This is a genomic window from Lacrimispora sp. 38-1 (assembly GCF_049890855.1).
Classification (GTDB): Bacteria; Bacillota; Clostridia; order Lachnospirales; family Lachnospiraceae; genus Lacrimispora.
This window is the reverse complement of sequence record NZ_JBANEW010000061.1, coordinates 32,922-55,670: the sequence shown is the minus strand read 5'-3', so window position 1 is coordinate 55,670 and position 22,749 is coordinate 32,922. Positions and strand designations below refer to the sequence as shown.

Annotated in this window: 22 protein-coding genes; 5 read left to right on the top strand and 17 right to left on the bottom strand. The window is 44.3% G+C overall.

What is annotated here, in order from left to right; translation table 11 throughout:
- Nucleotides 1-34: 34 nt before the first annotated feature.
- On the top strand, nucleotides 35-583 hold the full coding sequence (locus V7D18_RS17585; RefSeq protein ID WP_426156044.1) for a beta-class carbonic anhydrase: 549 nt from the start codon (nucleotides 35-37) through the stop codon (nucleotides 581-583).
- Between the two features lie 107 nt (nucleotides 584-690).
- Here the strand turns inward: V7D18_RS17585 and V7D18_RS17580 are convergent, their stop codons facing one another.
- Both V7D18_RS17580 and V7D18_RS17575 read right to left on the bottom strand, forming a co-directional pair.
- Nucleotides 691-2,028, bottom strand: a complete 1,338-nt coding sequence (locus tag V7D18_RS17580) for a CitMHS family transporter (RefSeq protein WP_426156042.1) — start codon at nucleotides 2,026-2,028, stop codon at nucleotides 691-693.
- Between the two features lie 126 nt (nucleotides 2,029-2,154).
- Nucleotides 2,155-4,329 (bottom strand): ATP-binding protein, encoded by a 2,175-nt coding sequence (locus tag V7D18_RS17575; protein WP_426156040.1) that lies wholly within the window; start codon nucleotides 4,327-4,329, stop codon nucleotides 2,155-2,157.
- A 112-nt stretch (nucleotides 4,330-4,441) separates the two neighbouring features.
- On the opposite strand from V7D18_RS17575, the gene V7D18_RS17570 reads away from it, so the two are divergent.
- Entirely contained in the window at nucleotides 4,442-5,128 is a 687-nt protein-coding gene (locus tag V7D18_RS17570; RefSeq protein ID WP_426156039.1) for a response regulator transcription factor, read from the top strand.
- Here V7D18_RS17570 and citC read toward each other — a convergent pair.
- From citC to V7D18_RS17530, 8 genes are all read right to left on the bottom strand, one after another.
- A complete protein-coding gene (gene citC, locus V7D18_RS17565) occupies nucleotides 5,118-6,143 on the bottom strand; it encodes a [citrate (pro-3S)-lyase] ligase (RefSeq protein ID WP_426156038.1) in 1,026 nt (341 codons plus the stop codon). The genes V7D18_RS17570 and citC overlap by 11 nt on opposite strands.
- Nucleotides 6,067-7,035 (bottom strand): triphosphoribosyl-dephospho-CoA synthase CitG, encoded by a 969-nt coding sequence (citG, locus tag V7D18_RS17560; protein WP_426156036.1) that lies wholly within the window; start codon nucleotides 7,033-7,035, stop codon nucleotides 6,067-6,069. Before citG ends, citC begins: the two co-directional genes overlap by 77 nt.
- 3 nt (nucleotides 7,036-7,038) lie before the next feature.
- Entirely contained in the window at nucleotides 7,039-8,601 is a 1,563-nt protein-coding gene (gene citF / locus V7D18_RS17555; protein WP_426156033.1) for a citrate lyase subunit alpha, read from the bottom strand.
- 1 nt (nucleotide 8,602) lies between these two features.
- On the bottom strand, nucleotides 8,603-9,505 hold the full coding sequence (locus V7D18_RS17550) for an aldolase/citrate lyase family protein (RefSeq protein ID WP_426156031.1): 903 nt from the start codon (nucleotides 9,503-9,505) through the stop codon (nucleotides 8,603-8,605).
- The gene (citD, locus tag V7D18_RS17545; RefSeq protein ID WP_117416693.1) at nucleotides 9,502-9,801 is read right to left on the bottom strand and encodes a citrate lyase acyl carrier protein; all 300 of its coding nucleotides are present in this window, start codon (nucleotides 9,799-9,801) and stop codon (nucleotides 9,502-9,504) included. Before citD ends, V7D18_RS17550 begins: the two co-directional genes overlap by 4 nt.
- A 138-nt stretch (nucleotides 9,802-9,939) precedes the next feature.
- Nucleotides 9,940-11,394 (bottom strand): FAD-dependent oxidoreductase, encoded by a 1,455-nt coding sequence (locus tag V7D18_RS17540; RefSeq protein ID WP_426156030.1) that lies wholly within the window; start codon nucleotides 11,392-11,394, stop codon nucleotides 9,940-9,942.
- 76 nt (nucleotides 11,395-11,470) lie between these two features.
- Entirely contained in the window at nucleotides 11,471-12,712 is a 1,242-nt protein-coding gene (locus V7D18_RS17535) for an NADH-ubiquinone oxidoreductase-F iron-sulfur binding region domain-containing protein (protein ID WP_426156028.1), read from the bottom strand.
- A gap of 15 nt (nucleotides 12,713-12,727) precedes the next feature.
- The gene (locus V7D18_RS17530; protein WP_426156027.1) at nucleotides 12,728-14,839 is read right to left on the bottom strand and encodes an FAD-dependent oxidoreductase; all 2,112 of its coding nucleotides are present in this window, start codon (nucleotides 14,837-14,839) and stop codon (nucleotides 12,728-12,730) included.
- A gap of 99 nt (nucleotides 14,840-14,938) precedes the next feature.
- Here V7D18_RS17530 and V7D18_RS17525 point away from each other — a divergent pair, with 99 nt between their 5' ends.
- Nucleotides 14,939-15,748, top strand: coding sequence for a MerR family transcriptional regulator (locus tag V7D18_RS17525; RefSeq protein WP_426156026.1), 810 nt, complete (start codon nucleotides 14,939-14,941; stop codon nucleotides 15,746-15,748).
- Nucleotides 15,749-15,765: 17 nt separating this feature from the next.
- Here the strand turns inward: V7D18_RS17525 and citX are convergent, their stop codons facing one another.
- From citX to V7D18_RS17510, 3 genes are read right to left on the bottom strand one after another with little or no spacing between them, the layout of a single operon-like run.
- On the bottom strand, nucleotides 15,766-16,299 hold the full coding sequence (gene citX, locus V7D18_RS17520) for a citrate lyase holo-[acyl-carrier protein] synthase (protein ID WP_426156024.1): 534 nt from the start codon (nucleotides 16,297-16,299) through the stop codon (nucleotides 15,766-15,768).
- A 27-nt stretch (nucleotides 16,300-16,326) separates the two neighbouring features.
- The gene (locus V7D18_RS17515; protein ID WP_426156022.1) at nucleotides 16,327-17,634 is read right to left on the bottom strand and encodes an MATE family efflux transporter; all 1,308 of its coding nucleotides are present in this window, start codon (nucleotides 17,632-17,634) and stop codon (nucleotides 16,327-16,329) included.
- A 46-nt stretch (nucleotides 17,635-17,680) separates the two neighbouring features.
- Nucleotides 17,681-17,971, bottom strand: a complete 291-nt coding sequence (locus V7D18_RS17510) for a hypothetical protein (RefSeq protein WP_288825069.1) — start codon at nucleotides 17,969-17,971, stop codon at nucleotides 17,681-17,683.
- A gap of 184 nt (nucleotides 17,972-18,155) precedes the next feature.
- On the opposite strand from V7D18_RS17510, the gene V7D18_RS17505 reads away from it, so the two are divergent.
- Together V7D18_RS17505 and V7D18_RS17500 are read left to right on the top strand one after the other, a co-directional pair.
- A complete protein-coding gene (locus tag V7D18_RS17505) occupies nucleotides 18,156-19,184 on the top strand; it encodes a 3-deoxy-7-phosphoheptulonate synthase (protein ID WP_426156020.1) in 1,029 nt (342 codons plus the stop codon).
- A gap of 271 nt (nucleotides 19,185-19,455) precedes the next feature.
- Entirely contained in the window at nucleotides 19,456-19,701 is a 246-nt protein-coding gene (locus tag V7D18_RS17500; protein WP_288825087.1) for an HPr family phosphocarrier protein, read from the top strand.
- 90 nt (nucleotides 19,702-19,791) lie between these two features.
- Here the strand turns inward: V7D18_RS17500 and V7D18_RS17495 are convergent, their stop codons facing one another.
- From V7D18_RS17495 to hisH, 4 genes are read right to left on the bottom strand one after another with little or no spacing between them, the layout of a single operon-like run.
- The gene (locus tag V7D18_RS17495; protein ID WP_426156017.1) at nucleotides 19,792-20,625 is read right to left on the bottom strand and encodes an undecaprenyl-diphosphate phosphatase; all 834 of its coding nucleotides are present in this window, start codon (nucleotides 20,623-20,625) and stop codon (nucleotides 19,792-19,794) included.
- A gap of 15 nt (nucleotides 20,626-20,640) precedes the next feature.
- Nucleotides 20,641-21,315 carry a uracil-DNA glycosylase gene (ung, locus tag V7D18_RS17490; RefSeq protein ID WP_426156016.1) on the bottom strand — a complete coding sequence of 225 codons (675 nt, stop codon included), beginning with the start codon at nucleotides 21,313-21,315 and terminating at the stop codon, nucleotides 20,641-20,643.
- A gap of 36 nt (nucleotides 21,316-21,351) precedes the next feature.
- On the bottom strand, nucleotides 21,352-22,113 hold the full coding sequence (gene hisF, locus V7D18_RS17485) for an imidazole glycerol phosphate synthase subunit HisF (RefSeq protein WP_426156014.1): 762 nt from the start codon (nucleotides 22,111-22,113) through the stop codon (nucleotides 21,352-21,354).
- A 12-nt stretch (nucleotides 22,114-22,125) separates the two neighbouring features.
- Nucleotides 22,126-22,734 (bottom strand): imidazole glycerol phosphate synthase subunit HisH, encoded by a 609-nt coding sequence (gene hisH, locus V7D18_RS17480; protein ID WP_426156012.1) that lies wholly within the window; start codon nucleotides 22,732-22,734, stop codon nucleotides 22,126-22,128.
- Nucleotides 22,735-22,749 lie beyond the last annotated feature (15 nt).

The following is a 22,749-nucleotide window of genomic DNA, read 5'->3' as shown; positions in this document are numbered from 1 at the left end:
CATAAATCTGACACCATATAAAAGGAGGCAGATTATGATTGAGGAAATTCTAAGATACAATGATATCTTTGTAAACAGCGGTTTTTATAAACGCTTTAATACGAACAAATATCCCCGAAAAAGGCTTGCCATACTGACCTGTATGGACACCCGGCTGGTAGAGCTTCTTCCCGCAGCTCTCGGCATTCACAATGGAGACGTAAAATTAATTAAAAATGCCGGCGGTCTGATTCTGGACCCGTGCGACAGTACCATCCGAAGCCTGCTGATTGCCATACTGGATTTTGGTGTAGAAGAGATAATGGTAATCGGTCATACTGACTGCGGTGCCGCATCCGTCAGCTCGGAATCCATTATTACCCGTTTAGTACAGCGCGGTATTACAAGAGAGACCATACAGCATCAAAAAGAGATGGGATTTGATTTTGAGAACCTGTTTCAGGGTTTTGATGATTCAAAAGCTTCTGTCAAACGCTCTGTTTCCCTGTTAAAAGAGCACCCGCTCATGCCTTCCGGTGTTACCATAAAAGGCTTTGTTATGGATATTTCCTGCGGCAGGCTGGATCCTGTCAGCGTTTCATAAAATAAAAAATGCGTTCTGACTGCCAAAGCACAGCATCTCAGAACGCATTTTTTAATACAGTAAAATCTAACGGGGCCGCAATATGCAGCCCCGTTATTCTTAGGAGATTAAAATGTAATGACACCAAGTAACAAACCGGCAACCAGGCACACAAGGCTGACGCCCCATACCCATAAGAAAGAATTCTTTATATGGTCTTTAATCTCAACACCAGCAAGACCGACACCAAGGAAAGTGGCCGGAACTACCGGGCTGATAAAGGTTGCACAGTTGCGGCATACTACCATGGCAATTGCCGTATGAACAGGATCTACTCCAAAGCTGTTTCCTACACTGATAAGAACAGGGAGCAGTCCGTAGAAATAAGAATCCGTACAGAACAGCATTGTCAGCGGCACGGATAAAACGCCGATTATGATAGGCATAAAACGACCCATGGACTGCGGAATGAAAGAGGCCAGAATATTTGCCATGTGGTTCATGATTTCACTCTGCTCCAGCACACCTAAAAATACACCGGCGGCAAGAATAGTTGAAGCCATCATAAGAGCAGGACCGGAATGAGATTTAATAATCTTATTCTGCAGTTTGGCTCCCGGATAGTTAACCAGAAGTGCAATTACACAGCCCACCATGAAAGTTAAGTAAGATGGAACCTTTAAAAATACAAGACAATAAATAATAAGCAGGGTAAGACCTATGTTAAACAATAAAAGCTTTGGTCTTGCAAGATCACCCAGTTCACTGGTAGAAGCACTTTCTTCCAGCAAATCTGTATCTTCCATTTCCAGTGTGCTGTCAATTCCTGCACCACGCTTTTTCTCCATCACACCCCAGAAGAATGCGGTAAATAACGCAATTGCAATACCAACTGCCTGCATTGGAAGGATTCTCATCCAAAGCACATTGGCTTCAATTCCAAGAACAGAAGCAGCACGCATGGTAGGTCCGCCCCATGGAAGTAAATTCATAACGCCCATAGCTGTTACGCAGATTAAAAGCAGCGTGGTAGGACGCATTTTCAGCTTTTTGTAAATTGGAAGCATAGCCGGTATGGTGATCAGGAACGTAGAAGCTCCGCCTCCGTCCAGGTGACCAATCATGGCAATAATACAGGTCATAAATGCAACACCAATTACATTATGCCCCACTTTTTTCATTAAAGCATTGATGATGCTGTCAAACATACCCGCATCCGTCATAATTCCGAAAAATAATACGGAAAATATGAACAGTGCAGCAGTGGAATGCACATCAGCAACCCCCGCCTTAATAAAATCCCCAACTTCTTTGACTGTAAAGGTTCCTGTTAATACCAGAATCAGCGCGCTGACGCAGGATACTCCGATGAATGCCAGAGCCGGAACAGTAACATTTCTCAGCAGTAAAACAATGATCATGATAATGGTTGCAAATCCTAATAATGCAAGCATTGTCTCATTCATGTTTTTCTTCCTCCTCTATATTTTGTTTATGAGGATAGTATAAAAGTCCAACCTTACAGCCTCACATCTTCTCTCTTTCATTTCTTTAAGAGAAAAATTAAAAGTTGTTAAGATTAGACTTTTGATTTAATATAAATCCCTGAAATTCTTTACTGCTTTTAAAATAGACGAATCTGAAACCGGCTTATCAATGTATTCGTCAATCATTCTCCGCTTCTTTGCCTCCACTAGCTCTTTTGTCACCCGGTCAGTCATAAGAATGCGGATCACCCCCGGATATGGTCCCTGTAAGGACATACAGAAATCCACCCCGCTTTTTCCCCTTATATACTGCTCTGTTACAACCGCGTCCACTTCCCGCTCTTTTAAAACTCTTCTTGCCTCCTCAAAATCCATACAGGAGATAAGAGGAACATTCAGCCTGCTGAAGTTTTTCTCCAAAAGCTGTAAAACTTTTGGATTATCAGCCACTATCATAATGCGAAGAGCCGGTCCCCCGTCCCCCAGCTGGATCTGTTCCTCCCGCTCCTTCTGCTCATTAACCGGAAGGTACAGATGAAAGATACTGCCTTTTCCCAGAGTACTTTCTGCAAACACATATCCTTTATGGGAGTGAATAATCTGCTCCACTAAAGACAGGCCAAGTCCTGTCCCTTTGCCGTTTTTCTTCGTGGTGAAAAACGGATCAAATATCTGTTTGAGTACCTCGTCGCTCATTCCCTCTCCATCATCTTCCACATCAATCCGGATATAATGATCCCAGCCCTCCGGCAGCGTGGAAAGCTTGTACTGCGCCAGTTCTTCCCGGTCCACCGCCTGACAGGATATGGAAATGGTCCCTTCTTTATGGCCGATCGCATGAATGGCATTGACACAGATATTTAATATCACTTGATTCAGCTGGGTTTCATTGCCCAGAAAACACTCTTCCTGAAGGGTACTCTTTTCCGTCAGATGTATATTGGTCGGACAGACAGAGCTCACCATCTTAATCGCCCGTCTTAGTACTTTTTCCCCGTGAAGATTTTTAAATGCTGTTTCCATGTTTTTTCTGCTTAATGATGAGATCTGCTGGATAATTTCCTTTGCTTTAGCAGAAGCCTCATAAATTTCCGAGGCGTTGTCATAGTTCTCTGACCGCTCAGGCAGATCCATCATCAGAAGCTCTGCATAACCCATAATGGGGGTCAGAAGATTGTTAAATTCATGGGCGATTCCTCCCGTCATGGTACCCATAATCTGAAGCCGCTGCTGGTGGGCAATGGTTTCCTCACTCTGATGGATCTCCTCCAATATCTTATTCAATTCCAGAAGATAAGCGATTTCTTCCGTATCCTTTCGTTTCTGGACCCTTAAATCTCCGATATAAACCACAAGACCCAGAACAATTGCCATGGCACAGAAAAAAACAAGTCCGAGTTTAAAAAATCCCGCTGCCACTGGAATATAGATATCATTGTAATCAATTACTGCACTGACGACCAGGAATCCGTCCCCGATATGTGCCGGTGAATAGGCACTGATTTTTTTTACTTCCGGGACCCCAGGATCCACCCACCAATAAGAATAATACTCAGAAACTCCTTCTTCCCCCCGGTTCTGTTTGTCTATCATCTGCTCCAGGCTGCTTAAATCCACGCCCGGAAACATCTCTTTTCTGCCGGAGATTACATTAATTCCCCACTGCTTCTCCTGGGGATGGGCCAGAATAATGCCCGAAGAATCTTTTATAACAACATATCCATTGGTTCCCAGACGGATATTGGAAACCAGTGACTTATAATAGCTTCTTTCATTAATGACAATGGAAATGGACCCGATGTCAGGTAAGTTGCGCTTTAACACCAGATAAAGATCACCATTTTCCAGTTTACACTGAAGAAACTGCTCCGACTTGCTAATAGCAGTGACCGAGTAGGTTTCCTCCACACCATAGCCTTTCATGCTCTTTATTAAATTCCCCGAAGTATCTTCCACAATCACATCATAGACAAACCGTTTATGATTGGAAACATATTCCCCGATAATACTCCAGTCCCTGGTTCCTGTTTTTTTGTAATTTTCCTCCACAATATCATAAATCGTACTTAAATCTGACTGATAACCTTCAATAAAGACTTTTAGATTCTCCCCCATGCTCTGGGTAGTTAACAGCATCTGCTTCTTCTGATTGTTAATAATAGCATCCTTATATTCCTTCCAGATTCCAAAAACAAGGAAGCAGAAAATAATCAGAACGGCTGCCATCGCGCAGCAGATAAATATTCCGGTATAATTTCTAATTTCCTTTATTTTCTTCATGATTTAAGCTCCTCGTTTTCTTCTTCCTCATTGACTTGTTCAATTATTAATATTATAATAAATTATAACATATTTCGATAAGATTCTACATGATTTTCATTTGGGGGAAGCTATGTCTGATAAAGTATTAATCGTAGATGATGATCCATCTATTTTAAAGCTGTTGGAAAAAGTCATGCACAGCAATGATTTGGAAACTACTCTGGCAGACAGCGGCCTTGCTGCTCTTAACTGTTTAAAAAATCATACCTATGATATGATCCTTATGGATGTCATGCTGGGAGATATGGAAGGCTTTGAAGTGATTAAGAAGCTTCGAAGCCAGGGAATACAGACGCCTGTTATGATTATCAGCGGCCGGAACGAGGACTACGATTCCTTATATGGTCTGTCTCTGGGAGCCGATGATTATATCACCAAGCCTTTCCGCCCTCTTGTATTAGGCGCCAAGGTTAAGGCGCTCATCAGGCGCTACAAGAATCAGGTACTGGACAGTTCCGATATTCTGGAATGCGGTCCCTTTTCCTATAACACTTCCACCATGCGTTTTTACAACAAGGGGGAAGAGATCATTCTCTCTTCAAAGGAAAGCAGTCTTATGCTTTTGTTTTTAAAGCATCCAGGGCAGGTCTACACAAAAGAGATGATCTATGAGCACGTATGGGGCAACAGTGTCGCAGTTGACGATAATGCCATTATGGTTTATATCAATCGTCTTCGGGGTAAAATCGAAGAGGACCGGCAGAAGCCGGCCCATATTGTAACTGTCAGAGGTCTGGGATACCGGTTTATCCCTTAGGCCTCTGGCTTTTTTTATTTATCAGATAGTTAAGAGTGGTTTCAGGCACCACATCCTTAATATGTTTAAAATCACCCTTTTCATACCAGGCTCTCACCAAAGAGGCACTGACTGGAGTTCCTTTGATCTCTTTTCTTCCAAATTCCATAACCTGGATTCCATATTGGGGCAGAATCTGTTTCATTTCTTCATTGTACTGACCTGTTATGGCACAGTTTGGCTCGGTCCCCACAAAACGCTTTGTAATTCCCAGTTCCGGAGCGATGCGGCGTGCAAATAAAGTCAGATCCAGAAGGCAGTTAGCCTTTTGAGCCTGGGCTTTCTCCTTAATGAAATAGGTGGGAAACGTAGCTGCGGAGATAACGAAATCTGATGACCGGTGAACGATAACCCGGGATAAATCCTGAACGCCTTCTTTTACCAGCTGATAACGGTCCTCTGCGTTAAAAAAGCTCCTGTCATCGGATAAAACAAGCACATGAAGATAATCACAGTGGTTCAGTGCCTGCTCCACCAGATACCGGTGTCCATTGGTAAAGGGATTGCAGTTTACTATCATACAGCCGATTACCGGGCCGGGAAACAGTGCTTCTTTCGGAGACTCCTCTTTTAAACGGCGGATAAACTGTAAAAAGCCATCTTTCCGGTTCTCCATAAAAAGAATTTCTCCGGTCTTTAAGACGCCATAGAATCCCAGATTTTCAAACATTTCCTCATTCTCCGGTTTGGTGTAAAGGAGTATATGGGACCTTCCCTTTTCAAATTCATACTGAACCAGTGCGGAAACAATGGTTGCCGCCAGTCCAAAACCTCTTGCAGCCTGATCCACAGCAATGCATTTTAACACATTGTCATGTGCAGAACCTGTTGCCGCAATCTGGTAGTTTTCATCTAAAAGGCATATGGTATACTCAATTTCCTGATCGTAATCCAGATGATTACAGGCAAGAAACTCCTTCAAACGCTCCAGCTCTTTCCCCCGAAAGGGCCTGCCTTCCAGTCTCATGAATTCCATAAAGTCCTCCCCACTCTCCGGTTAACAGTGTGAGAAATATGGTGACAGCAAGAAGATCCGCACTTCCTCCTGCACTGATATTCTTTTTCACAAACCATTTGTCCAGTTCTTTTAATAAATCTATGCTTTCTTTCCGGTAGGCACCGCCGGCTTTTAAAAACTCTGCGGCAATTTTTTTTACCTGGCTTAAAACCCCGGGATTATGCCTGGAAAGAATGTTGGAATCATCCACCTGGCTCATAAGATGGAACAAAGTTTCCAGCTTGATACGGTTCCACTCCTGACCATTATAAAGACCCATGGTCATCACAGGCAGTGAAATTTTAAATACAGAGGAATAGCCGCTTATGGCCTCTCCTCTTGCACCGGTCAGACCATACTTTTGAAGGTTCTTTTCACCTTTTGAAACAAAGGTCTCCATGTTCTGTACTTCTTTTACCAGTACATTTCTGACCATTGCCTGTTCCATCTCCATGAGCTGTTTTAAGGTAACCCTTCCGAAAGAGCGGTGGCAGGCTCCTGCTGCCCCGCATAAAATACCCAGATGAAAGACCAGCCCCTTGTGTGTATTCACTCCTCCAGTCGCCTGATACATGGCCCGTTCCGCCAGAATTCCGATCCTGCGAATGGTTTCAAATAACACAGGGGGCGCTTCCCACAACCTCTCCCCCTCCAGAGCCATTGTGACAAAATAAGGCTTCAGGGCCTTGGCGCTCCGCTCAAAAGAGGCCACATTCATATCCGTATGGGCCCCATTGGAATAAGGATCTACCAGCCCCGGCTTGGGAAGAGTATAGACCTCCTCAAGCAGCGCACGGTACGCCATAGTTCCAATACGATATGCAGCTTCTTCCTCTCTGGACGGCACATTCACACAAGACCTGCTTTGCATTGTCTATTCTCCCGAAAATTCAAATTTTTTAATCTTACGGACAACATCCATCACCGTACCATCACGGCTTTCAATGATACCCACTACTTTATCTTCAAACTGCACCCGTTCCGGCTCTCCCACGATAGAATATGCGATATCCCGCAGTTCTTCAATGGTTTTAAATGGAAGATCCACATTCTTCATGCAGTCAATTAAATCCTGTCTTCTGGGATTAATTGCAATACCGTAATCAGTAATTACCACGTCAATGGATTCTCCCGGAGTAGTGACCGTTGTTACATCGGTACAGATGGCCGGAATTCTTCCCTGAAGAAGAGGTGCAATCACGATGGTACATTTTGCACCGGCCGCTGTATCCGGATGCCCTCCCTGGGCACCGGTAATAATGCCGTCGGATCCAACCACAACGTTACAGTTAAAATTCACATCTACTTCCAATGCTGCCAGTATTACAAAATCCAGCTTATTTACGACTGCTCCTTTGTTAAATGGGTCAGCATATTCACCGGCGCTGATGCGGAAATGTCTGGGATTAATTACAGACTCAACTGCATTCAAATCAAAATCCTGGGTATCTAACAGTGCGTCTACCTGGTTGTTCTCCAAAAGATCACACATGGGCTTTGTTAAGCCTCCCACGCCGAACTTCATTCTTATATTTCTCTCCTTCATGATTCTGGAAAGAGAAATGGTAGAAGCGATGGAAGCGCCGCCAACACCCGTCTGATAAGAAAATCCGTCTTTGAAATAAGGGGTGTTTACCACAAACTGGGTACAGTAATCCGCCATCATCAGCTTTCTCATATCTGTGGTGGGTTTTGCAGCTCCTGTAGCGATTTTATCCGGGTTTCCGATCTGGTCAACCACAACCACATAGTCCACCTTTGTCATGGAAATATGGGCAGGAAAGTTTGGAAATGGAACCAGACAGTCCGTGATGGCAACTACCTTATCCGCATAATCCGCATCAACCATGGAGTAGGAAAGTACGCCGCAGTCAGACTTTCCGCCGATTCCACGGCAGTTGCCGTAATCATCGCAGGTAGGAGACCCGATAAATGCAATATCGATTCTCACTTCCCCTGTCTCTATGGCACGTACTCTTCCGCCGTGGGAACGCATGACAGCCAGTCCTTTCAGTTTTCCTTCTGAAATGGCACGTCCGATTTTTCCTCTCACGCCGGAAGACTGAATGTTTGTAATTGTTCCGTCTTCTATAAATTCCACCAGCTTATCATGGGCTTTTCCCAGAGAGCTGGCACAGATGGTAATGTCCTTAATTCCCATGTTGTGAATCTCTTCCATCACCATGTTAACTACATAATCCCCATCGCGGAAATGGTGGTGAAAGCCCAGTGTCATTCCATCCTGAATGCCACATTTTACCAGCACCTCATGAATGTTCTCCACAAGCTTGCTTCCTTCTGAATTGATGACACATCTGGTAGACGGACCATCCTTTTTATATTCATAGCCGTCAAAATAATGATTTCCCTTAAATGGTTCTTTTCCTGTTATTTTTAAGATTTCTTCCGGAATCTCTCTTCCTACTGCATTGATCATCTTATAAATCTCCTTTATATACGCCGGAAGCCTTAGCCAGTTCAATGGTTCTCCTTGCTCCGTCATAGAATGCAATATCAATCATCTTTCCATCTACTGTAAATACACCGATACCCATTTTCTTCTTCTCTTCGATCTCTTTCACCACTTTTTCCGCAAAGATAATATCCTTTCCGGAAGGAGTAAAGATTTCATGAACAACAGGGATCTGGCGTGGATTGATGATTGACTTGCCGTCAAAGCCCATGAGATGAATTGTTTCCACATCCTTTTGGAAGCCTTCCATATCATCAAGGTCGGTATATACCGTGTCAAAGCACTGTACCTTTGCCGCCCTTGCTGCAATTATTAAATTCTGTCTGGCTCCCATCAGCTCAATTCCGGTTCCCGTAATACGGGTCTGCAGGTCTTTGGTATAATCTCCTCCTGACAAAGCGATTCCAAAGAGACGTTCCGATGCTTCGCAGATATCCAGAGCCTTCATGACACCTCTTGCTGATTCGATGGCTGCCATAATAAGGACTCTGCCTTCCGGCATCCCAAAATCCTTTTCTGCCTTTATAATTTCTTCTTCCACCCTGTGAATATCGTTTGGGCATTCCGTTTTGGGAATACGAATGGCATCACACCCACCGGCTACTGCACAGCGGATATCTTCCTGCCAGTATGGCGTATCCAGTCCGTTAATCCGAACCACACGTTCACACCCTCTGTAATCAATCTCTTTCAGAGCGTGGTACAGGGAAAATCTGGCAGCATCCTTCTGGTTTTCTGCAACTGCATCCTCTAAATCCAGCATGATGCTGTCCGGTCTATAAATATAAGGATCCTTAATAAGTCCCGGTTTCTGGGCATTTAAAAACATCATGGTTCTTCTGAGCCGCTTTTTCACTAAATTGATCATTCTCTGGCACCTCCCCAATGAATATTGACAAAGTGGTCCATGGAGCGGGATACGGCCCCTTCTACTCTGGCTTTGATGGTACAGTCAAGAGCTCCTTTGTCTACTATGGAAATTTTGATATTATCCACTCCCAAATGATTCAGAGTTTCAAAAACCACGTTTCTAATCTGGTTGCCATACTGATTGATCACTGCACTCTCCAGTGTAAAATCGATCCTGCCGTCTCCTGGCTCCACAGTCACCTGACAGTCACTGGATTCCAGCGTTCCGGCCATAGCCGGTCTTTCTATCTCCATTTTGTTTAAAGCCTCCCTTTTATTTTCTATGATTTCAGTTTACACGGCGAATCTTAACTCTGGAAAAAATGTACCTTAAAAAATATTAAGAAAGGGAGACTGCAGCCGATGCAGTACTCCCTCTCTTAACAGATTAAATTATTCAGAAAAATGTTCCTTTATAAACTGGATTGCGTTCTCTCCAGCCATTCTTCCGGAGTTGACGGCAAATCCAAGAGTATTTCCTGGAAGAACGAATACGTAATCCGGGTTGCATATGGAGTTGGCATCCGTTCCTGCCGCATAAAGTCCTGGAATCACCTGATTATCTTTATCTACCACCTCCGTTTTATAATTGATCCGTATTCCGCCAAGGCTTCCGTATGCACTCGGTGCAAACTTCAGTGCATAGTATTTGGACCCATTAATTGACTTTAAGTATTTTGGATTTTTGTTAAACATGGTGTCTCTGGATTTACAACATTCATTATAATCAGCTATGGTTTTTTCAAGCCCTTCTTTATCAATTCCAGTTTTATCCGCCAGTTCCCCAATCGAATCGGCTATGAAAAGGACATCATTTCCATTTTTAACCAGTTCCTGCATTTCCTGTTTAAAATCGTCCATGCTGATATTCGAAGTAACCACATTGATCAAATCCAGTCCGTTTTTCTCATATTGATGTAAAATAGTATCATCTATGATTGAAAATGCCACCCGGTCTTTCTGTCTGGCAATAGCATTTACAGAGAAAACGGGATTTTCCACCACTGCTTCATCATAGAACCGTTCACCATCCAGATTTACAAAGAGGTTTGGCTGACGGAATGGTAATTCAACAGGAGCATAACCTCCTGTATTAGGTGCAAAAAATACTAATTCCATATCCATGCGGTCGCTGGCAGCGCCTGCATCCCATGCCATGCTGATTCCATCTCCTGTCAGTCCCGGTATTCTGTAGGAGAAAAGATCCTTTCCCCATTCATAATCAGTATATTTATTGATGAATTCAGGACTGTCCCCAAATCCTCCGGTAGCAATAATGACTGCGGAACCATAAGCACTGATTTCTCCTTCTGTGTCTTTTGCAACCACACCAATAACTTCACCATCTTCCTTCAAAATACGCTGTATGGGGGATTCCAGACAGATTTTCACGCCCAGTTCCTCTGCCCTGTCTGTCATTGCCTTAATCATGGTTGCTGCTGCTCTCAGCCCCGGAGCCCCCGTTTTTGGCTGAACAATATGCCAGGTTGCTTCTGAACCAGGAAAATATTTAGATGGCAGAGCAAATTTCACCCCCATATCCTGAAGCCAGGCAATAGTGCTTGCAGATTTATCTATATAACCCTTTACCAGTCTTGCATCAGAACGCCAGTGTGTATAATCCATAAATTTCTGAAATGCGCTTTCTCTGGTACAATCAATCAGCCTGTCCTTCTGCAATTTTGTTTCCACACCCAGAAGACCCATTGCCATGTTGGCACAGCCACCTGTTGTATTGGCTTTTTCAAATACAAGGACCTCTGCTCCCTGCTCTGCAGCTGCTATTGCAGCCGCAAGACCTGCTGCTCCTCCCCCTACAACGATTACATCCGCTTCCATCTCTCTCATGATTCCATCCTCCATTTCATTATTTTCATATATTATAATTAAAATTATAATCCTGATTTCGCTTTACCAAAACGCCTTACACTCTCCGCCTTCTGCCAAGTCCTTTTTTCATTCCATTGCTTTCAGCAGAAAAACTTCCCACTTGTGCCGGTTCATCCGGCAGTACAGGTTTCACAGTACCATACCGCTTTACAGCATTTCTTTTGCATACCTCTGTGCATCTTTCACACTTGGTGCAAAGATCCGTATCAATGATGTGAATTAAATTTTCCCCTCCTCTGACGGCATGCCGGGGACACGCCATACAGTCGCCGCATCCGTTGCAGACAGCCGGATCAATATAGAAATTTACATAAGAAATGCAGCTTAGGGACTGGCAGATCTTTCTGTCAATGTGCTTTTCAAATTCTTCTCCGAATTTCTTTATTGCTGTAGTAAGAGGGGCTGCTGCTGTTCTTCCAATATCACATAAAGTTCCGGTCTTTAGTGTGTCACAAATTTCCATCATAACGGAACAATCACCTTCCCTGCCTTTCCCTTCCGTTGCATCCTGTAAAATACGGAAAAGCTGATAAATACCTTCCCTGCAGTAAACACAGGTTCCGCAGGTTTTCCGGCTGTTTAAAAGCATCCTCTTACAAGTCCAGTCCACAATACAGGTATCATTGGAAAAAACCTCTATTTTTGCTGCTTCAAGCATGGTGCCCTCTTTTAAAAGGCTGGAATAGGTAAATGGAGTATCCAGTTCATCCGCTCCAAAAACGGCTCCCATGTTCCCGCCAGCAGATACAAATTTTACCATTTTACCAGCGGTTACTCCTTTGCCGTATTTGGCAATAATCTCTTCCAGTGTGATTCCAAAGGGTATTTCATAAATTCCAGGTTCTGCCACATCGCCTGTTACGGCTACGATTTTGTGAGGTACGTAACTTTCCTCCGTCAAACATTGGTGCAGCGCCAGCATGGTCTCCCCGTGATGTACCAGAACACCCTCTTTGAATGTTTCTTTCTGCGCTCCCTTGATGTCATCTGTCAGTACAGTCTGAATTCCTCTTAGTCTGAATCCCTCTTCATAATCACCGTAATTCTTCGACAATAACGCGCGGATGCTTCTTAATTGAAGCCGGTCTCTTAACGCTTCCATTCCACTTATTACTTCATCCAGATAATGCTCCAGCAGATATGCTGCAATCCCGCTTTCACTCTGATCTTCCAGAAAAAGACAGACAAGCTCCTTCCATTCCCCGCTGCTCCATCTCTCTGCACAGGGTTTTCCTTTGATCCCGTGTCCCAATATTCCAATTTTATCCGTTTCCATCTGTTTTTACCCTCTTTATTTATACTGATACTCTGTCCAGAATCTGGATCTGGTAAGTCTTGGACGCAAATCGCACTGTAAGCATCTTTCTGCCTCGCATTTCGCATCCATTTCCTCAAATCCTTCTGTCATAAGATTAAAGTTATCTTTCCGTTCCTCCAGTGAAATACAGCGGTATGTCCTGCGGCCTAAGTCTGCGAAACCCTCTGCCTTACCAAGAAAGCCGTTTACTTTCTCATCTTCTGACAAGCATTCTTCTATATTTCCATCCCCGCCTAAATAGCGGTCAATTTCAGAGGCAGCCTTTCTGGCTCCTGCGATTGCCTGAATGACTGAAGCTGTTCCTGTTACTGCATCACCTGCTGCAAAAACTCCCTTTATCCCCGCGTTACCGCTGCCATCCGTTTCCACCAGCCCCCTTGGATTTAAAGTCAGCTCCTCAAAGCTCTCCAGATCCGGTTTCTGCCCGGTGGAAAAGATAATCATTTCACCTGAAATCACATGATCAGAATCTTCTTTCACCGTTAAAATAAGCTTTCTGTTTTCATCAAAAGTGAAGCTCTCAACTTCACGGCAGAGAACTCCGGCTGCTTTTCCGTCTTTTTCAATAATTCTTACAAAAGTTCTTCCATTGTAGATCCGGATTCCTTCTTCTCTTGCTTCGGCAATCTCTTCTTCACCGGCAGTCATGCTGCTTTCTTCTTCCAGGCAAACGACAGAGACTTCCCTGCATCCCAGCCGCTTTGCAGTTCTTGCACAGTCGAAGGCGACATTTCCACCGCCCAGTACTACAACAGAATCTTTCAGTTCTATTGGATTACTTAGCAGGTCCCGTCTGAGGAAATCAATATTTACATGGACATTTAAAAGATCGGCTCCGGGTAACGGAATCCGGACTCCCCTGTCGGTTCCGGCAGCTATAAGAATTGCATCATAACCAAGGTCCTTTAATTCTTTTAAGGAACTGATCCTGCGGTTTGTAAAAATTTTAACTCCTGCATCCCTGATCACCGCAATTTCCTCTTCCACAATCTGTGCAGGCAGACGGTAATCCGGAATTCCGGATGAGAGCATTCCTCCTGCAACCGGAAGCTTTTCATAAACATCAACTGCATGTCCGGATTTAACCAGATAGTAAGCTGCCGTAAGTCCTGCCGGACCGGCTCCCACAATTGCTGCCCTTTTTCCGGTTTTTGGTTTGAAAACAGACTTTTCTTTCCACTGATAAGTATCATGCTCTGCTGCAAACCGTTTCAGTTCTCTGATTGAAACAGCCCCATTTATCTCTTTTCTCCTGCAGGCGGATTCACAAAATCTCATGCAGACAAGACCCAGTGACTTGGGAAATGGCGCCTTTTCACGAACAACAGCAGCAGCTTCCCCGTAATTTCCCTCTTTAATGAGACGGACATACCTGGGAATATTGATCCCTGCAGGACATTCCTGCTTACAGGGTATGAGAACCTCTTCTCTGCTTCCCTCTTTAAAAGTCCCTTTCTTGTCCTGAAGGGCTCCAGTCGGGCATACTTCCACACAGGAACCGCAGAACCGGCAATCTGCTTTTGCCAAAGCAAGTCCTCCGTTTACACCGACTGTTATTCTTTCCTCTTCATTCTTATGAAATCCAAGGATTCCAACCCCTCTCACATCACGGCAGACCCGGACACAGCGTCCGCAGGCGACACAGCGGTTGGGATCTCTGATAATTAAAGGATTGCCAGTTTCCACATTTACCGCATTTAAGGTCCTTCTTAACCTGGAAGTGCTGACTCCCAGATACTGGATCAGAGACTGAAGCTCGCATTTTAAATATTTAGGACATGTGGTACAGTCATCTACATGATTGGCCAGCATGAGTTCCATGGAAAGTCTTCTCATCCGGTCAAGGTCCTCTGACTTTGTTTTCACTGACATGCCTTCCTCTGCCAGTGTGGTACAGGCAGTCTGAGGCTCTTTGATACCGTTTATCTCGACCACGCACAGCCTGCAGCCTCCCTCAGCATGCAGATCCGGATGATGACACAGATGAGGAATGTAAATATCCGCATGCTCCGCCGCCTCCATGACCGTCTCTCCTTTTTCCGCATAAACCTCCATGCCGTCGATCTCAAATTTAACCTGATTCATTTCAACCTCCAATTTTCTTGACTCCTTTATTGGAATTCATTTATACTAGTACTATAAACTTTGCCACAGAGGCAAAGTCAATAGCGGAGTGTGAAAAAAATGACAAACTTATATACCATTGGGGAAGTTGCACGGTTTCTTAAAATTTCAACGAAGGCTTTGCGTAATTACGATGACATGGGACTTTTAAAACCCAGTTACATCTCACCGGAAACCAAATACCGCTACTACAGCTACGAGCAGTTTTTTATTATAGACGTGATCCGTTACTTAAATAAAACACTTGGAATTCCCCTTGAGAACGTGAAAAAGATGCTGGAAGAGAACAAAGAACCAGAGCAGCTGTTAGTGCAGCTTAAGTCTCATAAGCAGCAGCTGGAAAGCAGAATGACCGCCCTGGAAAGTTCCAGGCAGCTGACAGAACATCTGATTGAAAAGATAGAAGACCAAAAAAAATATCCCGGTAAAATCGGGATATACGAGAAATACCAGATGAGCCGGAATTTGTATTACCACAAACTGGACATCTCTATTTATGATATAGATAAATATGTAACAAGAAATGGCGCAGATGAGGACCTGCCGGAGACCAACACGATGTGCCTCTTGTTTTCCCGGTCTGATCTTCAGGCAGGAGAAGCTTTGAAAGTCCGGGGATTTGGTGTACTGTCTGAAAAAAAGCTGCCTGAAATGGAGTTAAAAACCATTCGGGAAGGCCGCTATATCACCCGGAGCTTTCTTTATTCTGAGGAAAATACCGTCACTGCATTCAGCGAACTGGCTAAATATGCGCAAGTGAAAGGAATTGTCTTAGACGAAACTGCATACCTGATCTCTCCTATGGTCAAATTTCCTGCGTGCTCCAAATATGAATATCTGATGGAACTTCAGATTATGATTCATTTATAAGAAAGAAAAGCTGACTTTTATACTCCATGATGCATTTTCCAGTCATTTATCTTATGCTCCACCTCACGGATCAATTCTTCAACCGTATGGGTTCTGTTTCTGGCGCATCCCTTGGCATCCTGTCCGCAGATTAAGCATTTGCGGACAGGTGCTAAGAGGGATTCTCTACTTATACTGACACCTTCTTTATCATAAACGTCAATATCCCACAGCCGCCCCAGGGGATGGGTTTCTTCCAGCCTGACAGCCAATTCTTTCACTGCAGCAGGATTCAAACTGTCTAACGCATAAAATTCCATATATCCTGCATTTTCTGACACCCCTGTCCTCTCTTTAATCCTGATACCCGCTTCCGAAACTGCCTGTTCCAGCATTTTCGTTCCTTCCTCAAAAGCAAGCAGAATGTCGGGGGAAGTCTTAACCGGGCCCGGGATGTTCATTGCCAGTGCCATCGTCACCATCCCCTTATGTTTTTTTCTCAGTTCCTCCTGAATTCTGACTTTCATCTCCCGAAACGAAAGCATTTCCTCAAGATCTACATATCTCTCCATGTTTTACCTCTTAACCTGCATTAATCCTTATAGTTTTCTGATCTTTAATGTCAAAGGAATTACCATAAGAATCCAGACGATTGGTTCTGCTATGATAATTCCCATATATTTAAGAACCGGTGCCAGAAATGCTGCAATGGCAACTTTCCCAGCCAGTTCGATAAAGCTGGACACAACCGGCGTTTTATGATCCCCGCATCCCTGAAGTGCATTTCTGAATATGGAAATCGCGGCAGGCACAAAATAAAACAGGGAATTCACTTTTAAGTAAAGGGCTGCAGTTCCAGCTATCCCGTGGCTGACAGAGCCTGTCACCAGATACACCAGATAAGGTGCTGCGGTGTAGCTTAGAAGAATCATTGCCACCGACCAGATGGACGTAATAATAAGTGCCTGGGAAATCCCCTTATGGATCCGGGATATCTTACCCGCTCCCATATTCTGACCGCAAAAATTCGCCATGGTAACGCCCATCACCGAAAATGGAAGCATGTAAAACTCTGTAATCTTGCGTGCTGCAGTATGGGCAACAATGATATCTGTCCCCAGAAGATTAATGGCGCTCTGCAGAGAAAGGGTTCCGAAAAACACCAGCGACATCATAAGTGCCATGGATATTCCCGACGAATAAAGCTGACGGACCTCTCCCCCTGTTATCCAAAAATCCCGGATATGAAAGCGAAAAACCGGATACTGCTTCATCATATAAACCAGGCTTAAGACTGCCGACAGGGACTGGGACAATACAGTTGCAATGGCTGCTCCCTCCACACCCTGATGAAGGACAAGTATGAAGAAAAGGTCCAGAAACACATTGAGAATACTGGACAATATAAGAAATGCCAAAGGTGCTGCCGTATCCCCCACCGCTCTTAAAATGGACGCACAGGCGTTATAAAGCATAGTCATAACCATTCCAAGCAGAATGATCCGGATATATCCTTTCGCAGCAGGCATCAAAGATTCCGGTACATGAAGCGCCTTTAAAAAGAATGGCAGGCATCCCACACACAGCAGTGTGATCAGAACAGAAGTCAGGGTACCAAGAAGCAGGCATCCTGCCGAATACCTCCTGACTCTTGCCTCATCTCCGGCCCCGTAACTTCTTGCCGTAAGCAGTGCAAATCCGCTGGTCAGTCCGGATAAAAAGCCGATAAACAGAGTGCTGATGGAAGTTGTTGCCCCCACAGCAGCCAGTGCACTCTCACCCAGGGTACTTCCCACTACCCGGGTGTCTGCAAGGCTGTAAAATAGCTGAAACAGATTACCAGCTGCAACAGGAAGCGCAAACTGGAGCATAATTTTTCCAGGGCTGCCTTTTGTTAAATCCCTCATTCTTTCTCCTTTGTAACCTCATTATTCCCCCCTTAATCAAATACCTTCAGACAGTAAAATCTTCAAACCCGGAAATCATGGGATATGGTGCAAGGCATTTTACCGAACCGGTTATTGTCCCTTTGACATAAGAGCTGAATGCCGGGCGGCGAAATGGTTCTTTTGTTTTATTTTTAATCAGTCTGTCGTTTCTTCCCAATTCTCCTATGTAATTTCCGTTCCTGTCATACAGCTCTCTACCGTAAAATTTTCCAAGAACCGTTCCGTCACACGCAACTAAATAATCCCGCTGCCTTACCCCTATATAGCTTCCTCCCCAGTTCCAATATTTTTCCATATTTTTAACACCTTTCCATTTTTCATTCGTAAACATCATACAACATTTTCAGAAAAAATGGAACACTTAAGAGGAGGCACTTAGTCAAACTTGACCAAATTTCAAGGAACACTGGATTTTTCCCGTGTTCTGTTATATAATCAACAGCAAAAACAAAAAACCAGCACATACACAGGAGGATATTATGGGATTTCAATATGTCAGCAATCTGCCCAGCCCGGAAGAAATCAAAGATCGTTTTCCCCTTCCGGCCGCTTTAAAAGCCCTTAAGATAGAAAGAGACCAGGCCATCAGTGACGTACTTACAGGAAACAGCGACAAATTTCTGGTTATTATTGGTCCCTGTTCTGCTGATAACGAAGATTCTGTGTGTGATTATGTAAACCGTCTGGTGAAGATTCAGGAAAAAACAAAAGACCGACTGATCCTGATTCCCAGAATTTACACCAACAAACCAAGAACCACAGGTGAAGGCTATAAAGGAATGCTTCACCAGCCTGACCCGGAGAAAAAACCGGACATGCATGAAGGCCTCATCGCCATCCGCCGTATGCACATGAAGGTATTTGAAGAAACCGGGTTATCCACAGCAGACGAGATGCTTTATCCGGAAAATTTAACCTACCTTGACGATATCATGTCCTACATCGCCATTGGAGCGCGTTCCGTGGAAAACCAGCAGCACCGGTTAACTTCCAGCGGCTGCGAAGTGGCCGTTGGTATGAAGAACCCCACCAGCGGAGATATTTCGGTTATGCTTAATTCCGTAGTTGCTGCCCAGCAGGCCCACGACTTCACCTACCGCGGCTGGGAAGTGAAAAGTTCAGGCAATCCCCTTGCCCATACGATTCTGCGCGGAGCAGTCAACAAGCACGGCCAGTGCATCCCCAACTATCATTTTGAAGATCTTTTTCTTCTTCATGAGATGTACAGCAGACGCAGTTTACAAAATCCTGCGTGTATCGTTGATGCAAACCATTCAAATTCCAATAAAAAATACAGGGAACAGATCCGTATCTCCAAAGAAGTCCTTCACAGCAGAAAGCATGCACCGGAGATTCGCGGCCTTGTTAAGGGACTGATGATTGAAAGCTATATTGAGCCAGGCTGCCAGAAGGTGGGAGATGGATGCTATGGAAAATCCATTACCGATCCATGTCTTGGGTGGGAGGAATCTGAGCGTCTGCTTTATGAGATTGCTGAGAACTGCTGATCTTTGATCAAACGTGTAACATGATTTAATCATACCCGTATAAGAAGGTATAGACCAAAACAGTCTGACGTATTTGGCAACAGATTACTTTGATCTATAACCTTCTTTTGATTTACAGACCAATTTTCATCAAATGCAGAATTTTTTCATATTTACTCTTGTAATTTAAAATAGATATGGGTAAAATAAAAATACCAGATATACCCTTATACATAACGTTTCATAAGCCCACACCGGCGGCAGCCGGTGCTAAAGAGAAGGAGGTACGGATATGCGGACGATGAATGTCGATATCCAGCTGCGTACCATTCCCATACCGCTGGCACTCCTTATCAATACGGCTAATGCATTTATGTGCGATATCTATATTGATTACGGTCTGACCAGGGTTAATGTAAAAGACTATGATGAAATGAAGATGGGACTGGTTACACAGAATCGGAATTTATTATTTAACTTTGACGGCGAAGATGAACTCGCTGCTGAAGGACGGATCGGAATGCTGTTTAAACCGTAGACGTCGGAAAGGAACCCATATGACCCACCATACAAAAGAGAGTTGACCGCGGCGGATGGCCGGCGGACAACTCTCTTTTTCACGGTTCCCTTAACCAAGGAAAGCGGTTATACCAAAATACACAAGCACTATTACACCAAGAACAATTCTGTAATACCCAAAAAATTTAAAGTCATGCTGTCTGATATATCCCATAAGAAATTTAATGGCATACACAGAAACGGCAAATGCCACTACCATTCCCAGAATGAGATAAAATACCTGGGCTCCGGTAAAATTAAATCCAAATTTAACAATCTTTAAAAGACTTGCTCCAAACATAACCGGTATCCCGAGAAAGAACGAAAACTCTGCAGATGCCGCCCTGGAGCAGCCGAGAATCATGGCTCCCAGTATGGTGGAGCCGGAACGGGAGGTTCCCGGAATTAAGGAAAGCAGCTGAAACAGACCAATATAAAGAGCTGTCTGGTAGGATATCTCTCCCACCTTCTGAATCTCAAAGTTCCGGTACTGGTTCCGGTTCTCAATCACAAGAAAGAGTACACCGTATATAATTAAAGTCGCCGCTACCACATAGCCGTTCATTAAATATTTATCCAGGATGTCATCCACTAATATTCCAATCACAGCCGCAGGTAAACAGGCCAGTATGATCTTACTCCATAAAATGAATGTTGCCTTCTTCTGAGCTGCCTTTTTCCTTGGAGAAAATGGGTTTAGCCTGTCAAAATATAACACCACTACTGCAAGAATTGCCCCCAGCTGAATTACAACCAGAAACATGTTTTTATAACTGTCCGGCTGGTTTAAATGAATGATCTCATCTACCAGAATCATATGACCGGTGCTGCTGATAGGCAGCCATTCTGTAAATCCTTCCACAATTCCCAGTACGATAACTTTTAATATCTCAATAATATTCATCTTAATTCCTCTGTTTTAAATATTTTCTATCTGCCAGTCTATTGGAGTCATTCCATTGGCTTCCAGATAAGCGTTTGTTTTGCTGAAATGTCTGCATCCAAAGAATCCTCTGTAAGCGGAAAGAGGACTGGGGTGAGGCGCTTCCAGTATTAAGTGTTTTGGATTTGTGAGCATTGCCTTCTTATTCTGTGCGGGCCGTCCCCAAAGAAGAAAGACCATGGGACGGTCCTGCTCATTTAAGATCTTAATCGCCGAATCCGTAAAGGTCTCCCAGCCGATTCCCTGATGGGAATTGGCTGCATGGGCTCTCACAGTCAGTACTGTGTTTAAAAGCATGATTCCCTGATCCGCCCATTTTTTCAGATAACCGTTGTTTGGAATCTCACAGCCAAGATCTTCTTTCAGTTCCTGGTAGATATTCACCAGAGACGGGGGAATATCCACATCGGGTTTTACGGAAAAGCACAGACCATGGGCCTGACCAACATTGTGATAAGGATCCTGCCCCAGTATTACCGCCTTAACTTTGGAAAGGGGGGTGAACTGAAACGCATTAAATACGTCATTGGGGTCCGGAAAGACTTGTGCTGACTCATACTCTTTCTTCACCTTCTGATAAAGCTCCCTGTAATATGGCTTTTTAAACTCCCCGCTTAGGGGTTCCAGCCAGTCGTTGTCAATTGCTCCCATTTTTTCTCCTTTGCATCTCACCGGAAAAACCCGGTTTTAAATCCGTACCGGTACTCCTTTTTCCTGCAAGTACCTTTTTAACTCCATAATCTCCAGTTCTTTGTAATGAAACAGGGAAGCCGCCAAAACCGCGTCTGCCTTTCCATTTGTAAGAGCGCTGTGAAAATGCTCCATGGTCCCTGCACCGCCAGATGCAATGACCGGAACCGATACCGACTCTGCTATAATCCGGTTTAATTCATCATCATAACCCGCCTTCGTACCGTCGCAATCCATGCTGGTAAGCAGGATCTCTCCTGCGCCCAGGCGGTCTACCTCCATGGCCCACTCTACAGCATCAAGTCCTGTATCAATTCTTCCTCCGTTCTTGAAAACATTCCAGCCGGTTCCATCTGCCCGCCTTCTGGCATCGATGGCCACCACCACGCACTGGCGTCCAAACTTATCCGCTGCATCAGAAATCAGCCCTGGGGTATTGATTGCGGAAGAATTAATGGAAATCTTATCCGCGCCTTCCCGCAAAAGCATCTTAAAATCTTCTACAGTCCGTATACCGCCGCCTACTGTAAATGGAATAAAAACTTTTTCTGCAACCCGGCGTACCATGTCAACCACTGTATTCCGGTTATCGGAGGAAGCCGTAATATCAAGGAATACCAGTTCATCAGCTCCTGCTTTATCATAGGCTGCAGCAATCTCCACCGGATCTCCGGCATCCTGTAAATTGACGAAATTAACACCCTTTACCACTCTTGCGTTATGTACATCCAGACATGGAATGATTCGTTTCGTTAGCATGCGGCTCCTCCTTTAAGTCAGTTCAATAAAGTTTTTCAGTATCTTAAGACCGGTATCCCCGCTCTTTTCCGGGTGGAACTGGCAGGCAAATATGTTATCTCTTTCCACCGATGCACCAAAAACCACACCGTATTCGCAGGAAGCCGCAACATCAGATTCCCTGTCTGCTTCTAAATAATATGAATGGACAAAATAAACATATGCACCGGAATCCAGTCCTTTAAAAAGTCTTGCTCCCGGCCTGATCGTCAGGCTGTTCCAGCCCATATGGGGAACCTTAAGTCCCGGCGTGTCGGGAAATTTAACAATTTTACCAGGAAGAATGGAAAGCCCTTTGACGCCTTCGCCTTCCTCACTGCTTTCAAATAAAAGCTGCAGTCCCAGACAGATCCCCAAAAATGGAGTCCCTTTTTCTGTGACCTGGCGGATTACCCCCGGCAGGTCATACTGGCAAAGCTTATCCATGGCATCTTTAAATGCTCCCACTCCGGGTAGAATTACTTTGTCTGCAGACAGAATGGTTTCCTTATCCCTGGTTACCACCGGCTTCTCCCCTAACGAAGCAAGGGCTTTTTCCACACTTTTTAAGTTTCCGGCATCATAGTCAATAATCGCAATCATGGCAGCCACCTCTTT

Excerpts from the sequence above, each read along its gene's own strand:
- V7D18_RS17585 (WP_426156044.1), top strand. The coding sequence starts at position 35 with ATGATTGAGGAAATTCTAAGATACAATGATATCTTTGTAAACAGCGGT.
- V7D18_RS17580 (WP_426156042.1), bottom strand. The coding sequence starts at position 2,028 with ATGAATGAGACAATGCTTGCATTATTAGGATTTGCAACCATTATCATG.
- V7D18_RS17575 (WP_426156040.1), bottom strand. The coding sequence starts at position 4,329 with ATGAAGAAAATAAAGGAAATTAGAAATTATACCGGAATATTTATCTGC.
- V7D18_RS17570 (WP_426156039.1), top strand. The coding sequence starts at position 4,442 with ATGTCTGATAAAGTATTAATCGTAGATGATGATCCATCTATTTTAAAG.
- citC (WP_426156038.1), bottom strand. The coding sequence starts at position 6,143 with ATGGAATTCATGAGACTGGAAGGCAGGCCCTTTCGGGGGAAAGAGCTG.
- citG (WP_426156036.1), bottom strand. The coding sequence starts at position 7,035 with ATGCAAAGCAGGTCTTGTGTGAATGTGCCGTCCAGAGAGGAAGAAGCT.
- citF (WP_426156033.1), bottom strand. The coding sequence starts at position 8,601 with ATGATCAATGCAGTAGGAAGAGAGATTCCGGAAGAAATCTTAAAAATA.
- V7D18_RS17550 (WP_426156031.1), bottom strand. The coding sequence starts at position 9,505 with ATGATCAATTTAGTGAAAAAGCGGCTCAGAAGAACCATGATGTTTTTA.
- citD (WP_117416693.1), bottom strand. The coding sequence starts at position 9,801 with ATGGAGATAGAAAGACCGGCTATGGCCGGAACGCTGGAATCCAGTGAC.
- V7D18_RS17540 (WP_426156030.1), bottom strand. The coding sequence starts at position 11,394 with ATGAGAGAGATGGAAGCGGATGTAATCGTTGTAGGGGGAGGAGCAGCA.
- V7D18_RS17535 (WP_426156028.1), bottom strand. The coding sequence starts at position 12,712 with ATGGAAACGGATAAAATTGGAATATTGGGACACGGGATCAAAGGAAAA.
- V7D18_RS17530 (WP_426156027.1), bottom strand. The coding sequence starts at position 14,839 with ATGAATCAGGTTAAATTTGAGATCGACGGCATGGAGGTTTATGCGGAA.
- V7D18_RS17525 (WP_426156026.1), top strand. The coding sequence starts at position 14,939 with ATGACAAACTTATATACCATTGGGGAAGTTGCACGGTTTCTTAAAATT.
- citX (WP_426156024.1), bottom strand. The coding sequence starts at position 16,299 with ATGGAGAGATATGTAGATCTTGAGGAAATGCTTTCGTTTCGGGAGATG.
- V7D18_RS17515 (WP_426156022.1), bottom strand. The coding sequence starts at position 17,634 with ATGAGGGATTTAACAAAAGGCAGCCCTGGAAAAATTATGCTCCAGTTT.
- V7D18_RS17510 (WP_288825069.1), bottom strand. The coding sequence starts at position 17,971 with ATGGAAAAATATTGGAACTGGGGAGGAAGCTATATAGGGGTAAGGCAG.
- V7D18_RS17505 (WP_426156020.1), top strand. The coding sequence starts at position 18,156 with ATGGGATTTCAATATGTCAGCAATCTGCCCAGCCCGGAAGAAATCAAA.
- V7D18_RS17500 (WP_288825087.1), top strand. The coding sequence starts at position 19,456 with ATGCGGACGATGAATGTCGATATCCAGCTGCGTACCATTCCCATACCG.
- V7D18_RS17495 (WP_426156017.1), bottom strand. The coding sequence starts at position 20,625 with ATGAATATTATTGAGATATTAAAAGTTATCGTACTGGGAATTGTGGAA.
- ung (WP_426156016.1), bottom strand. The coding sequence starts at position 21,315 with ATGGGAGCAATTGACAACGACTGGCTGGAACCCCTAAGCGGGGAGTTT.
- hisF (WP_426156014.1), bottom strand. The coding sequence starts at position 22,113 with ATGCTAACGAAACGAATCATTCCATGTCTGGATGTACATAACGCAAGA.
- hisH (WP_426156012.1), bottom strand. The coding sequence starts at position 22,734 with ATGATTGCGATTATTGACTATGATGCCGGAAACTTAAAAAGTGTGGAA.